Origin of the sequence: Streptococcus vicugnae, from assembly GCF_016461705.1 — a bacterium.
Lineage (GTDB): Bacteria > Bacillota > Bacilli > Lactobacillales > Streptococcaceae > Streptococcus > Streptococcus vicugnae.
This window is the reverse complement of record NZ_JAEMHW010000001.1, coordinates 147,531-164,830: the sequence shown is the minus strand read 5'-3', so window position 1 is coordinate 164,830 and position 17,300 is coordinate 147,531. Positions and strand designations below refer to the sequence as shown.

The 17,300-nt window shown below is 34.8% G+C and carries 16 protein-coding genes and 1 CRISPR repeat array; of the genes, 14 read left to right on the top strand and 2 right to left on the bottom strand.

What is annotated here, in order from left to right; genetic code table 11:
* On the bottom strand, window positions 1-1,344 hold the full coding sequence (murT, locus tag JG537_RS00815; protein ID WP_132869296.1) for a lipid II isoglutaminyl synthase subunit MurT: 1,344 nt from the start codon (window positions 1,342-1,344) through the stop codon (window positions 1-3).
* 105 nt (window positions 1,345-1,449) lie between these two features.
* Here murT and cdaA point away from each other — a divergent pair, with 105 nt between their 5' ends.
* The 14 genes from cdaA to csn2-St all read left to right on the top strand — a co-directional run bounded on the left by cdaA (window position 1,450) and on the right by csn2-St (window position 15,147).
* Window positions 1,450-2,298 carry a diadenylate cyclase CdaA gene (gene cdaA, locus JG537_RS00810; RefSeq protein ID WP_132869295.1) on the top strand — a complete coding sequence of 283 codons (849 nt, stop codon included), beginning with the start codon at window positions 1,450-1,452 and terminating at the stop codon, window positions 2,296-2,298.
* On the top strand, window positions 2,295-3,251 hold the full coding sequence (locus tag JG537_RS00805) for a CdaR family protein (protein WP_132869294.1): 957 nt from the start codon (window positions 2,295-2,297) through the stop codon (window positions 3,249-3,251). The genes cdaA and JG537_RS00805 overlap by 4 nt, the downstream gene beginning before the upstream one ends.
* A 109-nt stretch (window positions 3,252-3,360) precedes the next feature.
* Window positions 3,361-4,713: a phosphoglucosamine mutase gene (gene glmM / locus JG537_RS00800; RefSeq protein ID WP_132869293.1), complete on the top strand. Its 1,353-nt coding sequence runs from the start codon at window positions 3,361-3,363 to the stop codon at window positions 4,711-4,713.
* A gap of 113 nt (window positions 4,714-4,826) precedes the next feature.
* The gene (gene hemW, locus JG537_RS00795) at window positions 4,827-5,957 is read left to right on the top strand and encodes a radical SAM family heme chaperone HemW (protein WP_132869292.1); all 1,131 of its coding nucleotides are present in this window, start codon (window positions 4,827-4,829) and stop codon (window positions 5,955-5,957) included.
* A gap of 5 nt (window positions 5,958-5,962) precedes the next feature.
* A complete protein-coding gene (locus tag JG537_RS00790; protein WP_074481523.1) occupies window positions 5,963-6,691 on the top strand; it encodes an acyl-ACP thioesterase domain-containing protein in 729 nt (242 codons plus the stop codon).
* Between the two features lie 95 nt (window positions 6,692-6,786).
* The gene (locus JG537_RS00785; protein ID WP_132869985.1) at window positions 6,787-7,560 is read left to right on the top strand and encodes a TIGR01457 family HAD-type hydrolase; all 774 of its coding nucleotides are present in this window, start codon (window positions 6,787-6,789) and stop codon (window positions 7,558-7,560) included.
* Entirely contained in the window at window positions 7,550-8,206 is a 657-nt protein-coding gene (locus JG537_RS00780; protein ID WP_132869984.1) for a TIGR01906 family membrane protein, read from the top strand. The genes JG537_RS00785 and JG537_RS00780 overlap by 11 nt, the downstream gene beginning before the upstream one ends.
* 5 nt (window positions 8,207-8,211) lie before the next feature.
* On the top strand, window positions 8,212-8,382 hold the full coding sequence (locus JG537_RS00775; RefSeq protein WP_199542466.1) for an NADH-quinone oxidoreductase subunit L: 171 nt from the start codon (window positions 8,212-8,214) through the stop codon (window positions 8,380-8,382).
* A 33-nt stretch (window positions 8,383-8,415) separates the two neighbouring features.
* Window positions 8,416-8,610 (top strand): type II toxin-antitoxin system HicB family antitoxin, encoded by a 195-nt coding sequence (locus JG537_RS00770; RefSeq protein WP_199542463.1) that lies wholly within the window; start codon window positions 8,416-8,418, stop codon window positions 8,608-8,610.
* A 159-nt stretch (window positions 8,611-8,769) separates the two neighbouring features.
* Window positions 8,770-9,186, top strand: coding sequence for a nucleoside-diphosphate kinase (ndk, locus tag JG537_RS00765; RefSeq protein ID WP_199542460.1), 417 nt, complete (start codon window positions 8,770-8,772; stop codon window positions 9,184-9,186).
* A 116-nt stretch (window positions 9,187-9,302) separates the two neighbouring features.
* Window positions 9,303-12,692: a type II CRISPR RNA-guided endonuclease Cas9 gene (cas9, locus tag JG537_RS00760; RefSeq protein ID WP_199542456.1), complete on the top strand. Its 3,390-nt coding sequence runs from the start codon at window positions 9,303-9,305 to the stop codon at window positions 12,690-12,692.
* 172 nt (window positions 12,693-12,864) lie between these two features.
* On the top strand, window positions 12,865-13,776 hold the full coding sequence (gene cas1, locus JG537_RS00755) for a type II CRISPR-associated endonuclease Cas1 (RefSeq protein ID WP_199542444.1): 912 nt from the start codon (window positions 12,865-12,867) through the stop codon (window positions 13,774-13,776).
* Between the two features lies 1 nt (window position 13,777).
* Complete coding sequence (gene cas2 / locus JG537_RS00750; protein ID WP_199542436.1) at window positions 13,778-14,101, top strand: CRISPR-associated endonuclease Cas2; 324 nt, start codon at window positions 13,778-13,780, stop codon at window positions 14,099-14,101.
* Entirely contained in the window at window positions 14,098-15,147 is a 1,050-nt protein-coding gene (gene csn2-St, locus JG537_RS00745; RefSeq protein WP_199542431.1) for a CRISPR-associated protein Csn2-St, read from the top strand. Before cas2 ends, csn2-St begins: the two co-directional genes overlap by 4 nt.
* Before the next feature lie 62 nt (window positions 15,148-15,209).
* Window positions 15,210-16,432: a CRISPR direct-repeat array (repeat unit 36 nt; unit sequence GTTTTTGTACTCTCAAGATTTAAGTAACCGTAAAAC).
* Window positions 16,433-16,567: 135 nt separating this feature from the next.
* Here the strand turns inward: csn2-St and JG537_RS00740 are convergent.
* Window positions 16,568-17,134 carry an Ltp family lipoprotein gene (locus JG537_RS00740; protein WP_074481531.1) on the bottom strand — a complete coding sequence of 189 codons (567 nt, stop codon included), beginning with the start codon at window positions 17,132-17,134 and terminating at the stop codon, window positions 16,568-16,570.
* Window positions 17,135-17,300 lie beyond the last annotated feature (166 nt).

Genomic DNA, 17,300 nt, shown 5'->3' with positions numbered 1-17,300 from the left:
TTAGCTCATCTCCTTTCCAACAGCATGTCGACTAGCTAATATTTCTCGGAATTGTAGCATAGCAGTATAGGTAGCGAGGATATAAGCATGGTCAGTTGGTTGAGCTTCAATCAATGCCATAATATCTTCTAAACTTTCTGCTTCAGTGATTTTGTCTTCATCATAACCGGTTACACGTAAGCGACGTGCAATTTCGGAATGACGAACTCCACCAGCAAAGGCTTGTGGAATATCCATATCTAGGATAGATTCAAAGTTAGCATCCCAAATCCAGCTAGTATCAATTCCATCAGCATAGTTAGCATTCAGTAGGACTGATAAGGTAAATGGATATGGCGCAAGTTTAATCATATCAAGGGCTTGGCTGGCACCAACTGGGTTTTTGATGAGAACCAAAGTACATGATTTATCACCGATTTTGAAGGTTTCTTGACGGCCAAATACAGCGCGACTCTTGTCAAAGCCAGCCTTGATTTTTTCAGGCTCAACCCCGAAGAATTCAGCAACGGAAACAGCAGCAAGTGCGTTGTAAATGTTGTAAAGACCGCCAACGTTGATTTTGTAACCTTGTCCATCAATGACAAATTCAGAAGTTGTGTTTGTGATTTTTGTCAATTCTGTTAAGGCATAATCGAGTTTTGGACGGTGGAAACCACAATTTTCACAAACATAATCACCAAGGTTGGCATAAGTGTTAAGTTTGTATTTTAAGATGCTTTGGCACTGCGGACACAAAATACCTTCAGTGTTGTAGTGAGCCAACTCAGGATCATGTTTTTCAGTATCAAATCCGTAGTATTTTACTGGATTGACCACAGTTGTTGAATTAAAGAGTGGACTGTCACCATTTGCCAAGATTGTAGCATTAGGAGCTTTGGCAGCGCCATCCAAAATCATTTGATAAGTTGTGTAGATTTCACCATAGCGGTCCATTTGGTCACGGAAAATATTCGTGAAAACAAATAGACTTGGTGTGATGTACTCAGTGATTTTTGGAAGGCTAGCTTCATCGATTTCTAGCACAGCAATTTTTTTGCCAGATTTCGCTCTTTTAGCTGTTAAGAAAGTTGACGTGATTCCGGTAATCATGTTAGCACCGCTTGGATTTGTCACAATTTCACCGAAAGCCTCGCGTAAAATTCCAACTGTCAAGGCAGTTGTGAGAGTTTTACCGTTTGTTCCTGTCACGACAACAATCTCGTAATCTTTTGCAATCGTATCTAGAATATCTTTGTCGAATTTGAGGGCAATTTTTCCAGGCAAGGTTGAGCCACGTCCCATTTTTGAAAGAATGGCGTGAGCTGCTTTACCAGCCGTAATTCCCATTAATGTGTTTACTTTCATAGGAATATTGTACCACAAAAAGGTATTTTCGAATAAAGAAAATCTGTTTTAAAAGTGGTATAATAGAGGGGTAGTTTTAATTAGTTAGAGAAAAGAGATGTATGTATGAGTAATTTAGCGGCTATTGATGCTAAATTTTGGGCAACTTTAGTTGAAAATCCATGGACTATTGTTGTTCATTTATTAGATATTTTAATCGTAGCATATTTTATTTATCGTTTAATAAAAGCCTTAGCGGGCACGAAGATTATGTCCTTGATTCAAGGTGTTGTCTTCTTTATCTTATTGAAATTTATCGCTGAATGGATTGGGTTTACGACCATTTCTTATTTGATGAATCAAGTTATCACATATGGTGTGATAGCGTGTGTTGTGATTTTTGCGCCTGAGATTCGTTCAGGACTTGAAAAATTTGGTCGTTCAACACAAGTTTTTTCGCAAACACAACAAATCAGTGATGAAGAAAAATTAGTTGAAGCTTTGGTCAAATCTGTAGCTTACATGAGTCCACGTAAAATTGGAGCTTTGATTTCTATCGAACGTACACAAACTTTGCAAGAATATATTTCTACAGGGATTCCTTTGGATGCTGATATTTCAAGTCAATTATTGATTAATATCTTCATTCCAAATACTCCTTTGCATGATGGAGCTGTTATTATTAGTGGCAATAAAATTGCAACAGCATGTTCATATCTTCCTTTATCTGAGTCAATGGCAATTTCAAAGGAATTTGGAACACGTCACCGTGCGGCTATTGGACTTTCAGAAAACTCTGATGCTCTTACAATTGTTGTGTCAGAAGAGACTGGTGGTATTTCAATTACGTCAAAAGGCGAATTTTTACATGATTTGACAAAAGAAAATTTTGAGGCCATTCTTCGCACCCACTTAATTACAAAAGTTGAGGAAGAAGAGCATTGGTACCAAAAAATTTGGAGGAAGAAAAAATGAAAAAGTTTTTCAATAGTCAATTTTGGTTGGTTATTGTATCGATTATCTTTTCCATTCTTCTATTTTTGACTGCCACAACGAGTAATTATAAGAACGTTGGGTCACAGGTGTCTGGGGCAACGGAGACCTTTACGCACACTTTGACCAACGTTCCTATCGATATCAAATATGATAGCGATAAGTATTTTATTAGTGGTTACTCTTATGAAACAGAAGTTTATTTAACATCAATTAACCGTGTTAAATTAGATTCAGAGATTAATAATGATACGAGAAGTTTTAAGGTTGTTGCAGATTTGACTGGATTAGGTGAAGGTACTCAAACCGTACCGCTTAAGGTAACTAATTTACCTTCAGGTGTTACAGCAACAGCTTCACCAAATAATATTTCAGTGACAATTGGTAAAAAGAAAACCAAAACTTTTGAGGTTCAAGGTGTCATTGACGATAACCAAATTGCCAAAGGCTATGAATTGAAGAAGGTATCAACTGACATTTCAGAAGTTGAAGTGACTAGTTCAGAGTCAATCATTGATCAAATTGATCATGTAGTTGCCAAGTTGCCAGAAAATGAAGTTTTAAATAGCAACTATAATGGACGAGTTGCCTTGCAAGCAGTAGCCGCCGATGGAACAATCCTTGCAAGTGCTATCAACCCTTCAAAAGCAAGACTTGAAGTTAACATCAAAAAGTTGACTAAAACTGTGCCTGTTACTGTTAAGATGACCGGCAAAATGAATGACAAACTATCAAAAATTTCTTACAATCTTAGTCAAGATCAGGTGACGATTTCTGGTAGTCAAGATGCTCTTAATGCTGTCAATGAAGTTGTTGCAAATGTCGATGTGTCGAACGTAACAAAAGATACGAATTTAAGTGTTAATTTAACAGCTGATAATGTAGCTGTTGAGCCTTCAGTAGTGACGGTACAGTTGACAGTGACAAAAAAATAGTTCATAATAGCTAGGACTATATATTAAAGAATAGTGGACAAGTTAATTTCTTGCCCTTAGGAAATGAATATTAGTAATGGAGGAAGCGAATTTTTCGCTAAAAAAAATAATGGGAAAATATTTTGGAACAGATGGTGTTCGTGGAGAAGCAAATGTTGAGCTGACCCCTGAGTTAGCATTCAAATTGGGACGCTTTGGTGGCTATGTTCTTAGCCAGCATGAAACAGGACGTCCAAAAGTATTTGTTGCACGCGATACTCGTATTTCTGGTGAAATGCTTGAATCAGCATTGGTTGCTGGTCTTCTTTCAGTTGGTATTGAAGTTTATAAACTTGGCGTTTTAGCAACTCCAGGTGTTTCATACCTTGTACGTACTGAAAAAGCTAGTGCTGGTGTTATGATTTCTGCTAGTCACAACCCTGCACAAGATAACGGAATTAAATTCTTTGGTGGTGACGGCTTTAAATTGGCTGATGATCAAGAGTTGGAAATTGAAGCTCTTCTTGATGCACCTGAAGATACTCTTCCTCGTCCTTCAGCAGACGGCTTGGGAACACTTGTTGATTATCCAGAAGGACTTCGTAAATACGAAAAATTCCTTGTTTCTACAGGTGTGAGCCTTGAAGGAATGAAAGTCGCTCTTGATACTGCTAATGGTTCAGCCTCAGTATCAGCACGTGATGTTTTCCTTGATTTGGATGCTGATATTACTGTTATTGGTGAAAATCCAGATGGTCTTAACATCAATGATGGTGTTGGTTCAACCCACCCAGAACAATTACAAGAACTTGTTAAAGAATCAGGTTCAGCAGTTGGTTTAGCTTTTGATGGTGATAGTGACCGTTTGATTGCCGTTGATGAAAACGGAGAAATCGTTGATGGTGACAAAGTAATGTACATCATCGGTAAATATCTATCAGAACGTGGACAATTGGCTCACAATACTATCGTAACAACTGTTATGTCAAACCTTGGTTTCCACAAAGCACTTGACCGTGAAGGAATTAACAAAGCTATCACAGCAGTTGGTGACCGTTACGTTGTTGAAGAAATGCGTAAATCTGGTTACAACCTTGGTGGTGAACAATCAGGTCATGTTATCATCATGGATTACAACACAACTGGTGATGGTCAATTGACTGGTATCCAATTGGTTAAAGTGATGAAAGAAACTGGTAAAACACTTTCTGAATTGGCTGCTGAAGTGACTATCTACCCACAAAAATTGGTTAACGTTCGTGTTGAAAACAGCATGAAGAGCAAAGCTATGGAAGTTCCAGCTATTGCAGAAATCATCAGTAAAATGGAAGAAGAAATGAATGGTAATGGTCGTATCTTGGTTCGTCCAAGTGGTACTGAACCACTTCTTCGTGTCATGGCTGAAGCACCAACTGATGCCGAAGTTAGCTACTATGTAGATACGATTGCGGATGTTGTTCGTAAAGAAATCGGAATTGATTAATTGAATAATTAAAAAAGGTTAGAGCAGCAATGCTCTACTTTTTTTGCTAGTTTAGAGAGTTTTATTGTGTTTATTTCATTGGTTATCTTTCTTAAAAATGTTATAATAGCGTCATGCTAACAAAACCAACATCAGCTTATGTACATATTCCTTTTTGTACGCAGATTTGTTATTATTGTGATTTTTCAAAGGTTTTTATCAAGAATCAGCCTGTCGATGAGTATTTGCAGGCTCTTATTCGTGAGTTTGAGTCTTATGATATTAAGAAATTGCGTACTTTATATATTGGTGGTGGAACACCAACCTCAATTACTGCAGAACAACTGGAGTACTTGTTGACGAATTTGACTAAGCACTTGGATTTGAGTGCTTTAGAAGAATTCACTATTGAAGCTAACCCAGGTGATTTAACAGAAGATAAGATTGAAGTGCTCAAGCGCTCAGCCGTGAATCGTGTGTCACTTGGCGTTCAGACTTTCAATGACAAACATTTGAAACAAATCGGTCGTAGTCACAATGAAGCACAGATTTATTCAACCATTTCAAATTTGAAAAAAGCTGGTTTTCATAATATTTCCATTGATTTGATTTATGCTCTTCCTGGTCAAACTATGGAAGATGTTAAGGAAAATGTGGCTAAGGCTATTGCTCTTGATATTCCGCACTTGAGTCTTTATAGCTTAATTTTGGAGCATCATACGGTTTTCATGAATAAGATGCGTCGCGGTAAATTACAATTACCTAAAGAAGACTTGGAGGCGGAGATGTTTGAATACATTATTTCTGAGTTAGAAGCTAATGGCTTTGAGCACTATGAAATTTCAAACTTCACCAAACCAGGTTTTGAAAGCCGTCATAATTTGGTGTATTGGGATAATGCAGAGTATTTTGGTGTGGGAGCAGGGGCTTCTGGTTATTTAAATGGTGTCCGCTATCGTAATCGTGGACCAATTCAGCATTATCTTAAAGCAGTTGCTCAAGGTAATGCCAGATTATCAGAAGAAAAATTGACAAAAGATGAGATGATGGAAGAAGAATTGTTCTTAGGATTACGTAAAAAATCAGGTGTTTCTATCGCCAGATTTGAAGAAAAATTCGGCTTGTCTTTTGAAGAACGTTATGGTCAAATTGTGAGAGACCTTTGTCAGCAGGGCTTATTAGTCCCAGATGATAAGGTGATACGCATGACCAAAAAAGGACTGTTTTTGGGAGACACAGTCGCAGAGAGATTTATATTGGAGTAAAAAAGATGGGATTAAGTTATCAAGAAAAATATCAAGTACCTTTTTATGAAAGTGATATTAATCAAAATATGAAATTATCACAACTCTTATCGCTTGTTTTGCAGGTTTCTGGCAAGCAATCGTTAAGTCTTGGAATGAGTGACGAGTATGTTTTTCAAACTTATAATCTTGTCTGGATTATCACAGAATATGCTATTGAGATTGACCGCTTGCCTAAATACACTGAAAACATTGTGATTGAGACGGTCCCAACAGCTTATAACAAGCTCTTTTGTTACCGTGATTTTAATGTCTATGGTCAAGATGGTGAGAAGATTTTGACCATTCACTCAACCTTTGTTTTGATGGATTATGACACTCGAAAAGTACATCCTGTCGTTGATGACATTGTGGATGTTTACCAAGTGGAAAAAGTTAAGAAAATCTATCGTGGTCCTCGCTATGAAGGTTTGGAAAATCCAGAAGAAACTCTTTATCATGTGCGTTTCTTTGATCTTGATTTAAATGGTCATGTTAATAATAGTAAATACCTTGAATGGATGTATGATGTTTTAGATGTCAACTTTTTAGAAAAATACATTCCTCATCATATTAATTTAAAATATGTTAAAGAGGTTCAATATGGTCATGACATCAAGTCACGTGTTGAACGTGATGGATTGACAACCAAGCATGAAATTGTCACTCAAGGTGTGGTGCGAGCTCAAGCACGCATTGAATGGAAAGAAAAATAAGCGCTCTGCTATTTTTAAATAATTAAGGAAAGAAGTAAGACTTAATGACCTTTTAACTTACCTGAAAGGTCATTTACTATATATTGGAGGAAAGAATGACTTATAAAGGCTATTTGATTGATTTAGACGGAACAATTTATAAAGGAAAAGAACGTATTCCTGCCGGGGAACGCTTTATCCAACGTCTACAAGAACGACAAATTCCTTATGTATTGGTAACGAACAACTCAACACGTACTCCTGAAAAAGTACAAGAAATGTTGGCAACACAATTTAATGTTCACACGCCCCTTAATACGATTTATACGGCAACAATGGCAACGATTGATTACATGAATGATTTAAATCGTGGCAAAACTGTTTATGTGATTGGGGAAACAGGTTTGAAAACTGCTATTGCAGAAGCCGGTTATGTCGAAGATACTGAAAATCCGGCCTATGTCGTTGTGGGACTCGATACTGATTTGACTTATGAAAAATTGTCAGTAGCAACATTAGCTATCCAAAAAGGTGCTGTCTTTATCGGAACAAATCCAGACTTGAATATTCCAACAGAACGTGGTTTGATGCCAGGAGCTGGTGCCATTAACAATCTATTAGAAGTTGCAACACGTGTTAAACCAGTTTATATCGGAAAACCGAATGCTATTATCATGAACAAAGCCTTGGACGTTCTTGGGGTCAAACGTGAAGAAGCTATCATGGTTGGAGATAACTACCTCACAGATATCATGGCAGGAATTCAAAATGATATTGCTACTTTACTTGTGACAACAGGATTTACCAAACCTGAAGAAGTGCCAACACTTCCAGTAAAACCTGACCACGTACTAGCTAGCCTTGACGAATGGAATTTTGATGAAAAATAGAATTTGGACCTTTAGCACTTGGTTATGGCTTCTATCTTTAGCAGTGCTAGTAGCTATTTATGGCGCGTGGTTAATCTATCCTTTAGAGGTGGATTGGCTCAAGCTTACCCTCCAAGTGACTATAACAAAAGCTGACCTCTTAAAAAACTTCAATGTCTTGATGACATATCTGACAAATCCCTTATCTCACACCTTAGCTATGCCTGATTTTCCCTCATCAGCTAGTGGGCTTAAGCATTTTGGCGACGTGAAGCATCTATTTCATTTAGCACAAGCAGTGTTCATCTTACTGGTTTATCCATCTTGGCGTTTTTGGAAAAATAGCAGAGCTGACAAATCCCTTTTTCTACATCAAAAAACATTTGCTTTTGCAGCTATTTTACCGATTCTGATTGCAGTGGTGGGAATTTTGATTGGTTTTGACCAATTTTTTACCCTTTTTCATGAAATGCTATTTCCAGGGGATTCTAGCTGGCTCTTTAACCCAGCAACAGATCCTATCATCTGGGTGCTGCCAGAAGAGTACTTCATGCACTGCTTTATCATCTTCTTTGTAACTTATGAAGCACTCATGCTAAGCTTACTTGTCATAGCAAGGAAACAATTAGCAGAGCGTCTAGCACATCATGGTAAAGAGAAAGGATAAGCAAAATGTTTCTTGAATGGTATTACTGGCTTTTATTTGCCGTATCGTGGCTTTTTGCCATTACTTTTTGGGTAAAATCAGCTGATATTTCTCAAAAATGGCTACGCATCACCTTCGTTATCGCAGGTATCATCGCCTTTCTCCTCCCCTTTTTCTGGGGCTGGCTGGTGAGTTAGGGAAAATCAGTTACTTAATTAAGGGTGTTTATGATGTTAAAAGCTTATCCTGCAATTTTTCAAAAAGAAATCAAAGGATATTGGGTTGAATTTCCGGAGTTTGCAGGAGGTACTCAAGATGGGAACTTTGAAGAAGTGATGATGAATGCTCAAGAATTTTTACAAGCTATCTTGGAAACTCACCAAAAAGATGGAATCACTTGGCCAAATCCAAGTGATATGGAGTAAAAATCTTGTACAGATAGTTCTGCTAATCTAGTTAAGGTTGAAGTTCATGAAAATCAACTAAAACTTTAGTGAAAATGTCTTTCAACGTTTTTCAAAAATTTTCTTTTATGGTAAAATTGAAAGTGAATTTATTTTAGTTAGATAGGTTGGATTGTTTACATGGAAAAAACTTTCTTTATGATTAAACCAGATGGTGTGAAACGCGGACTTGTTGGTGAAGTATTACACCGTATCGAACGTCGTGGTTTCAAAATTGAAAAATTGGAAATGCGTATGGCAACTCCAGAATTGCTAGAAAAACACTACGAAGACTTAGTTGACCGTCCATTTTTCCCATTAATTGTAGACTTTATGACAAGTGGTCCAGTGATTGCTGGTGTTATGTCAGGTGAAGAAGTGATTTCTTCTTGGCGTACAATGATGGGAGCAACAAACCCTAAAGAAGCTCTTCCTGGAACAATCCGCGGTGACTATGCACAAGCACCCGCAGAAGGAGCAGCAACATTTAACATCGTTCACGGTTCAGATTCACCAGAATCAGTAGAACGTGAAATCGCTCTTTGGTTTGGGAAATAAAAGGCAATAATTTGTACAGTAAAAGTAAAGGCAAGCGCTTGAAAGCGCTTGTTTTTTATTTTGCAAAGGAGTAAAATGAAAGGTATAAATAAAAGTCAAAGAGTAAAGGATTTATTATGACAAATGGAAAAATTTTAGGCTTGGATATTGGTGTAGCTTCCGTTGGTGTTGGTATTATTGATGCAAAAACAGGAAATGTAATACACGCCAATTCGCGTTTATTTTCTGCTGCAAATGCTGAAAATAATGCTGAAAGAAGAGGTTTTCGCGGTGCAAGACGTTTAACCCGTCGTAAAAAACATCGTGTAAAACGTGTTCGTGATTTATTTGAAAAATATGATATTTCAACTGATTTTAGAAATCTAAATTTAAATCCGTACGAACTTCGTGTTAAAGGGTTAACGGAACAATTAACAAATGAAGAATTGTTTGCTGCTTTGCGTACAATTGCAAAAAGACGAGGCATTTCATATCTTGATGATGCAGAAGATGATTCAACAGGTAGTTCAGATTATGCAAAATCTATTGATGAGAATCGTCGTTTGTTGAAAACTAAAACTCCAGGTCAAATTCAATTAGAACGATTGGAAAAACATGGTCAATTACGAGGAAACTTCACAGTGTATGATGAAAATGGTGAAGCTCATAGACTAATTAACGTTTTCTCTACTTCTGATTATAAGAATGAAGCACGTAAAATTTTAGAAACTCAATCAAACTATAATAAACAAATTACAGATGAGTTTATTGAAGACTATATTGAAATCCTAACTCAAAAAAGAAAATATTACCATGGGCCAGGTAACGAAAAATCTCGTACAGATTACGGACGTTTTCGTACAGATGGAACAACCTTGGAGAATATCTTTGGAATTTTGATTGGAAAATGTAGTTTTTATCCTGAAGAATATCGTGCTTCTAAAGCTTCATATACTGCGCAAGAGTTTAACTTTTTAAATGATTTAAATAATTTAAAAGTTCCTACTGAAACTGGTAAATTGTCTACTGAGCAGAAAGAGTATTTAGTAGATTTTGCTAAGAAATCAAAAGCACTCGGTGCTTCTAAATTATTAAAAGAAATTGCGAAGATGGTAGATTGTAGTGTAGATGATATTAAGGGCTATCGAGTAGATAATAAAGATAAGCCAGATTTGCATACTTTTGAGCCTTATCGTAAGTTAAAATTTAATTTAAGTTCAATTGATATTGATGAACTATCAAGAGAAACATTAGATAAATTGGCAGATATTTTAACACTTAATACAGAACGTGAAGGTATTGAAGATGCTATCAAACGCAATCTTCCAAGTCAATTTACCGAAGAACAAATTTCTGAAATTGTTCAAATTAGGAAAAATCAAAGTTCAGCATTCAATAAAGGTTGGCATAGCTTTTCAGCTAAATTGATGAATGAACTAATCCCTGAACTGTATGCAACATCTGAAGAACAGATGACAATCTTGACAAGACTAGAAAAATTCAAGGTTAATAAAAAATCGTCAAAAAATACAAAAACAATTGATGAAAAAGAAATAACAGATGAAATTTATAATCCTGTTGTAGCAAAATCAGTTCGACAAACAATTAAAATCATTAATGCAGCTGTTAAGAAATATGGCGATTTTGATAAGATTGTTATCGAGATGCCACGAGATAAGAATGCTGAAGATGAGAAGAAATTTATTGATAAAAAGCAAAAAGAAAATAAAAAAGAAAAAGATGATTCTTTAAAACGAGCAGCTTTTCTTTATAATGGTACTGATAACTTACCTGATGGCGTTTTTCATGGCAATAAAGAGTTAAAAACTAAAATTCGCCTTTGGTATCAACAAGGTGAGCGTTGTTTATATTCTGGTAAGCCAATTTCTATTCATGATTTAGTGCATAATTCAAATAACTATGAGATTGATCATATTTTGCCTCTATCACTTTCTTTTGATGATAGTTTAGCTAATAAGGTTTTAGTGTATGCTTGGACTAACCAAGAGAAGGGACAAAAAACTCCTTATCAAGTTATTGATTCTATGGATGCGGCATGGTCATTTAGAGAAATGAAAGATTATGTCTTAAAACAAAAAGGGCTTGGTAAGAAAAAACGTGAATATCTTTTAACAACAGAAAATATTGATAAAATCGAAGTAAAAAAGAAATTTATCGAACGTAATCTTGTGGACACTCGTTATGCTTCACGAGTAGTTTTGAATAGCCTTCAAACGGCATTAAAAGAGTTGGGGAAAGATACTAAAGTCTCAGTTGTCAGAGGTCAATTTACATCACAACTACGTCGAAAATGGAAAATTGATAAATCACGCGAAACTTATCATCACCATGCTGTTGATGCTTTGATTATTGCTGCTTCAAGTCAATTGAAGTTGTGGCAAAAACAAGAAAATCCGATGTTTGAGAGCTATGGTGAAAATCAAGTGGTGAATAAAGAGACTGGTGAAATTTTAAGTATCTCTGATGATGAATATAAAGAATTAGTCTTCCAACCACCTTATCAAGGATTTGTAAATACGATTTCAAGTAAAGGATTTGAAGATGAAATTTTATTCTCTTATCAAGTTGATTCAAAATTTAATCGTAAAGTCTCTGATGCCACTATTTATTCAACACGAAAAGCTAAACTTGGAAAAGATAAAAAAGATGAAACTTATGTTTTAGGAAAGATAAAAGATATCTACAGTCAAGATGGTTTTGATACTTTTATTAAAAGATATAAAAAAGATAAAACACAATTCTTGATATACCAAAAAGACCCAATGACTTGGACAAATGTTATTGAAGTTATTCTCAGAGATTATCCAAGTGAAAAACTTTCCGAAGATGGTAAAAAAACTGTAAAATGCAATCCTTTTGAAGAGTATCGTAGAGAAAATGGCTTAATCTGTAAATACAGTAAAAAAGGAAATGGAACACCAATTAAGTCTCTTAAGTATTATGATAAAAAATTAGGAAATTATATTGATATAACACCTGAAAAATCTAAAAATAGTGTTGTATTGAGACAAATTTCTCCTTGGCGAGCTGATATTTACTTTAATCCAGAGACTTTAAAATATGAACTGATGGGATTGAAATATTCTGATTTAAGTTTTGAAAAAGGAACTGGTAAGTATCATATCTCACAAGAAAAATATGATGCGATAAGGGAAAAAGAAGGTGTCAGTAAAGACTCTGAGTTTAAGTTTACTCTTTACCGAAATGATTTGATTTTAATCAAAGATACTCTAAATAATTGTGAAAGGATGTTAAGATTCGGCTCAAAAAATGATACATCTAAGCACTATGTGGAATTAAAACCATTAGAAAAAGGAACTTTTGATTCTGAGGAAGAAATTTTACCAGTTTTGGGAAAAGTTGCAAAAAGTGGACAGTTTATTAAAGGTTTAAATAAACCTAACATATCAATCTATAAAGTTCGAACAGATGTTCTTGGTAATAAATTCTTTATTAAAAAAGAAGGCGATAAACCTAAGTTAGATTTTAAAAATAATAAAAAATAATTGAAATTTGGGGTTGCAATTTTTATGTAAACGCTATATAATAGTTTTTGCAAGGGACGCCTTGCACGGTTACTTAAATCTTGCAGAGCCTACAAAGATAAGGCTTCATGCCGAATTCAAGCACCCCATGTTAAACATGGGGTGCTTTTCGTTGTGTAAAAAGGAGAGTATTATGACTTGGAGAGTTGTGTATGTCAATCAAAGTGAAAAAATGCACTTAAAATTGGATAATATTGTTATAAAAAAGATGGGAGAGGAATACACTATCCCACTTAGTGATATCTCAATCATTGTTGCTGAAGGTGGTGATACTGTAGTTACTCTTAGACTTTTAAGTGCATTAAGCAAATACAATATTGCATTAATTGTTTGTGACAACGAACATTTACCAACTGGAGTTTATCATGCACCGAATGGACATTCTAGGGCTTATAAGAGATTGCAAAAGCAGTTAGAGTGGAGTCAGGAGCAAAAAGATAAGCTTTGGCAAATTGTAACCTATTTTAAAATTAATAACCAACAAGACGTATTATCTCTATTTGAAAGAGATATCGATGCAATCCAATTGTTAGCTGACTATAAAGATCACATTGAGCTAGGGGATAAGACTAATCGTGAAGGACATGCGGCTAAAGTTTATTTTAATGAGCTTTTTGGTAAAAAGTTTACGCGCGTGACACAGCAGGAAGCTGATGTGATTAATGCTGGACTAAATTATGGATATGCAATTTTAAGAGCACAGATGGCTAGGATTGTTGAGGGATACGGTCTAAATCCTTTAGTTGGTATCTTTCATAAAAATGAATATAATCAATTTAACTTAGTAGATGATTTAATGGAGCCATTTAGACAAATAGTTGATGTTTGGGTTTATCAAAATTTGCGAGATAAAGAATATTTAAAATATGAATATCGCTTGGCTTTAACAAATTTATTGAATACTAAGATTAAATACGGTAATGAGAATTGTACGGTGACTGGAGCTATGGATAAATATGTTCAAGGTTTTATAAAATGTATTGACAAGAAAGATACTAGTAAGTTTTTCTGTCCGGTGGTTTCTAGTCTAGAATTGGAGTCTTAAGATGAGGTATGCTGCAATGAGATTATTATGTTTTTTTGATTTACCGATGGAAACTGCACACGAAAAAAGAACTTATCGAAATTTTAGAAAAGAGTTAATTGCTAATGGTTTTGAAATGTTACAGTTCTCTGTTTATTATCGTACATGCCCAAATCGGAGTTTTGCTAATAAGTTTTATAAAAGATTGCAACAAAGCAATCTACCAGCTGGTAATGTACGCCTTTTGGCTGTAACTGAAAAACAGTTTTCGGAAATGACTTTGATTGTTGGAGGTAAAACGAAACAAGAAGAAGTTGTTAGTGATAATAAATTGGTGGTTATATGAGATTACATTTTACGCATCCTTTTAAAGATAATCTTGATATTCATTTTGGACAATTTACACAAATTATTGGTCAAAATCAGCAATTAAAATATTATATGTGGCAATTATTTATATGGTATTTTGACGGCAAAAAATATTCAGAAGAAGATTTATCGTTGTTTAACCAAGAAGAACCAGAAATCTTGTGTGAAGGAAAAAGTTTAAAAAGAAATGATTTTAGTATTATTTCAATTTCTGATATTAAAGATTTACTTGAACAGATGTCTTATAAAAAAGGTACAGTGGCCTTTGATTTTATGAAGATAAATCTAGATACAGTTGATGTTATGGAAGAAATCGATGAAATCAATGATAAATTAGAAAAAGTTTCTTTGACTGTTAATCAAGCTCTAGACTTATCGATTAAAGATGTAACTTATCATACAGAGAGTTGTATGGTTACGGCTGAACACTTATTGAGTAAGTATTTTCAACCATATTTTAAATATCAAGACAAAAATATTGCTTTTGAATTTGTTGATAACGAGATTAAGGTAATGTTTTTACTCAAAATGTTAAGTGAAAAATTATCCAATGATACTAGTAACATTCTTCTGATTTTTAAGAATATGGATGATTACCTTGATTATGCCTCATTTATAAGAATTTGTCAGGTTATCACAAGAATGACTGAGGAGTTTCCAAATTTTTATTGTACGATTTTTCCGTCAAACGAAAGCTACTTGTATGTGACTAAAGAAACAATAGAAAATATTACCATTGTTTCAGATTATATTGAATCTTTGTTTGATCTTAATTTTATGTATGAAAGATTTGTTGGAAGATATCCATCCAACAATGTACCAACAAAAAAAGAATTTTTAATTCTTTTACAGAAGAATGCAAGTTATTTATTTAGTGAGCAAATTTCATATGTGAGTTTAGGAATTTCGGATATGGTAGCTATCAAGATACTAAATAGTTTATATCACTATGATAAGTCAGTTAAATATCCAATTTCAGAGATAAATCAGCTTGAAATAAGCTTTCTTAAGGATAAAGATTGACTTTTAGGCTCAATGAAATTATAATTCTTGTAGAGTATAAAGACCAAAAATGACGATTTGAGGTTTTTGTACTCTCAAGATTTAAGTAACCGTAAAACGGTCTACTAAACCAGCGACTGTCACAGCAGGTTTTTGTACTCTCAAGATTTAAGTAACCGTAAAACCTGTTAGTAGCATGGCTAGCAAGCTAGGCTGTTTTTGTACTCTCAAGATTTAAGTAACCGTAAAACATATGAGTTTATTAGATATTGCAAAAGGACGTTTTTGTACTCTCAAGATTTAAGTAACCGTAAAACATATGAGTTTATTAGATATTGCAAAAGGACGTTTTTGTACTCTCAAGATTTAAGTAACCGTAAAACCTCGTCAAGTGATTTCTCAATATGAGCTTGGTTTTTGTACTCTCAAGATTTAAGTAACCGTAAAACGAGTTCTTCAATATCAAAGATTGGAAACTTGTTTTTGTACTCTCAAGATTTAAGTAACCGTAAAACGTGACAGTAGGCAGCGACATCTACACAGCGGTTTTTGTACTCTCAAGATTTAAGTAACCGTAAAACAATACGACGAAGCAGACGGCTATATCGACCGTTTTTGTACTCTCAAGATTTAAGTAACCGTAAAACGGACGCGTTATGTTGTCTCTGGAACTATCAGTTTTTGTACTCTCAAGATTTAAGTAACCGTAAAACCACATACAAGCGTATTGTCATTAACATCTAGTTTTTGTACTCTCAAGATTTAAGTAACCGTAAAACTTTAGTACTCTAAAATCGTCTGTAGTCAACGTTTTTGTACTCTCAAGATTTAAGTAACCGTAAAACTTAAGGCTTACGATGTTAAGAATATTTCTAGTTTTTGTACTCTCAAGATTTAAGTAACCGTAAAACCAATGTTTATGATCAACAAACAACTTGCTAGTTTTTGTACTCTCAAGATTTAAGTAACCGTAAAACTCATCTGGTTAATTATCAGCGCAGCCGAAAGTTTTTGTACTCTCAAGATTTAAGTAACCGTAAAACCTTTTTTTAGTTTTGTGGTTATAACGACAGTTTTTGTACTCTCAAGATTTAAGTAACCGTAAAACGGTTTACAAATTGGACCGTCTAAGCCGTAGGTTTTTGTACTCTCAAGATTTAAGTAACCGTAAAACTTTATGAGAAGCATTGAAGTAGTACTCGATGTTTTTGTACTCTCAAGATTTAAGTAACCGTAAAACTGGTCTACTAAACCAACAACTGTCACAGCAGTTTTTGTACTCTCAAGATTTAAGTAACCGTAAAACAAGACATTTCAACAGTAACACCAACTGGCTGTTTTTGTACTCTCAAGATTAAAAAACACTGAAACACCAAAACCACCTAGAAATTTCCAGGTGGTTTTTCCTATATGGGTCATAGGTTTGCTAGGTTAGATTGGCTTAGTCATTCAGATGGTCGATGGCATACTGAGCTTCTTCGGTGGTGAATTTTGCGCCGTGCTCAGAAGTGAGTTGTTCGTAGATTTCATCTGATGACAAGTCTAGTGTTTTCTTATAACTTTTTGCTTTTTCCAAGGCAGCTTTCTTATAGTCTAATTTGGCATGGTCGATAGCGTACTGAGCTTGTTCAGCAGTGAATTTATCGCCATTTTCGTTAGACAATTGGTCGTAGATGCCTTGTTTTGACATGTGCATAATCTTGTAATAGCTCTTTGCTCTCTTAAGCGCAGCTTTTTTGTAATTAGCTTTCAAATGGTCAACGGCATATTGAGCATCTTCGGCAGAATATTTTTCAACATCTGATGTCAATTGGTCGTAAATGCCTAATTTTGACATGTTCATGAGCTTGTAGTACTTTTCAGCCTTGCTTAGAGCTTTTTTCTGGCTACTAGTCGCTGCAGCATAGACGATATGAGGGTGCGAGACAAGTGGTGGACTTGTTATGAAAAAACTAGACAATCCTAATAGTGCCAAAGCACAGGCAATAATCATTGTTCTCTTTTTCATGATGTTCTCCTTATCAACGGTTAAGTGTGTGAGATAGGATAATACAGTTTAAAATGAAGTGTGGAAGTAAGTTATTTGTCTAATTTTCACTTAAATGATAGCGTTTTATTTACAAAATGTAAAGAAATTTGAGGCTCTTTTTAATAAGTGATTTTCTTTGCTTTTA

What these genes read in the sequence shown, in the direction of transcription:
- murT (WP_132869296.1), bottom strand. Translation starts at nt 1,344, where the DNA reads ATGAAAGTAAACACATTAATGGGAATTACGGCTGGTAAAGCAGCTCAC.
- cdaA (WP_132869295.1), top strand. Translation starts at nt 1,450, where the DNA reads ATGAGTAATTTAGCGGCTATTGATGCTAAATTTTGGGCAACTTTAGTT.
- JG537_RS00805 (WP_132869294.1), top strand. Translation starts at nt 2,295, where the DNA reads ATGAAAAAGTTTTTCAATAGTCAATTTTGGTTGGTTATTGTATCGATT.
- glmM (WP_132869293.1), top strand. Translation starts at nt 3,361, where the DNA reads ATGGGAAAATATTTTGGAACAGATGGTGTTCGTGGAGAAGCAAATGTT.
- hemW (WP_132869292.1), top strand. Translation starts at nt 4,827, where the DNA reads ATGCTAACAAAACCAACATCAGCTTATGTACATATTCCTTTTTGTACG.
- JG537_RS00790 (WP_074481523.1), top strand. Translation starts at nt 5,963, where the DNA reads ATGGGATTAAGTTATCAAGAAAAATATCAAGTACCTTTTTATGAAAGT.
- JG537_RS00785 (WP_132869985.1), top strand. Translation starts at nt 6,787, where the DNA reads ATGACTTATAAAGGCTATTTGATTGATTTAGACGGAACAATTTATAAA.
- JG537_RS00780 (WP_132869984.1), top strand. Translation starts at nt 7,550, where the DNA reads ATGAAAAATAGAATTTGGACCTTTAGCACTTGGTTATGGCTTCTATCT.
- JG537_RS00775 (WP_199542466.1), top strand. Translation starts at nt 8,212, where the DNA reads ATGTTTCTTGAATGGTATTACTGGCTTTTATTTGCCGTATCGTGGCTT.
- JG537_RS00770 (WP_199542463.1), top strand. Translation starts at nt 8,416, where the DNA reads ATGTTAAAAGCTTATCCTGCAATTTTTCAAAAAGAAATCAAAGGATAT.
- ndk (WP_199542460.1), top strand. Translation starts at nt 8,770, where the DNA reads ATGGAAAAAACTTTCTTTATGATTAAACCAGATGGTGTGAAACGCGGA.
- cas9 (WP_199542456.1), top strand. Translation starts at nt 9,303, where the DNA reads ATGACAAATGGAAAAATTTTAGGCTTGGATATTGGTGTAGCTTCCGTT.
- cas1 (WP_199542444.1), top strand. Translation starts at nt 12,865, where the DNA reads ATGACTTGGAGAGTTGTGTATGTCAATCAAAGTGAAAAAATGCACTTA.
- cas2 (WP_199542436.1), top strand. Translation starts at nt 13,778, where the DNA reads ATGAGGTATGCTGCAATGAGATTATTATGTTTTTTTGATTTACCGATG.
- csn2-St (WP_199542431.1), top strand. Translation starts at nt 14,098, where the DNA reads ATGAGATTACATTTTACGCATCCTTTTAAAGATAATCTTGATATTCAT.
- JG537_RS00740 (WP_074481531.1), bottom strand. Translation starts at nt 17,134, where the DNA reads ATGAAAAAGAGAACAATGATTATTGCCTGTGCTTTGGCACTATTAGGA.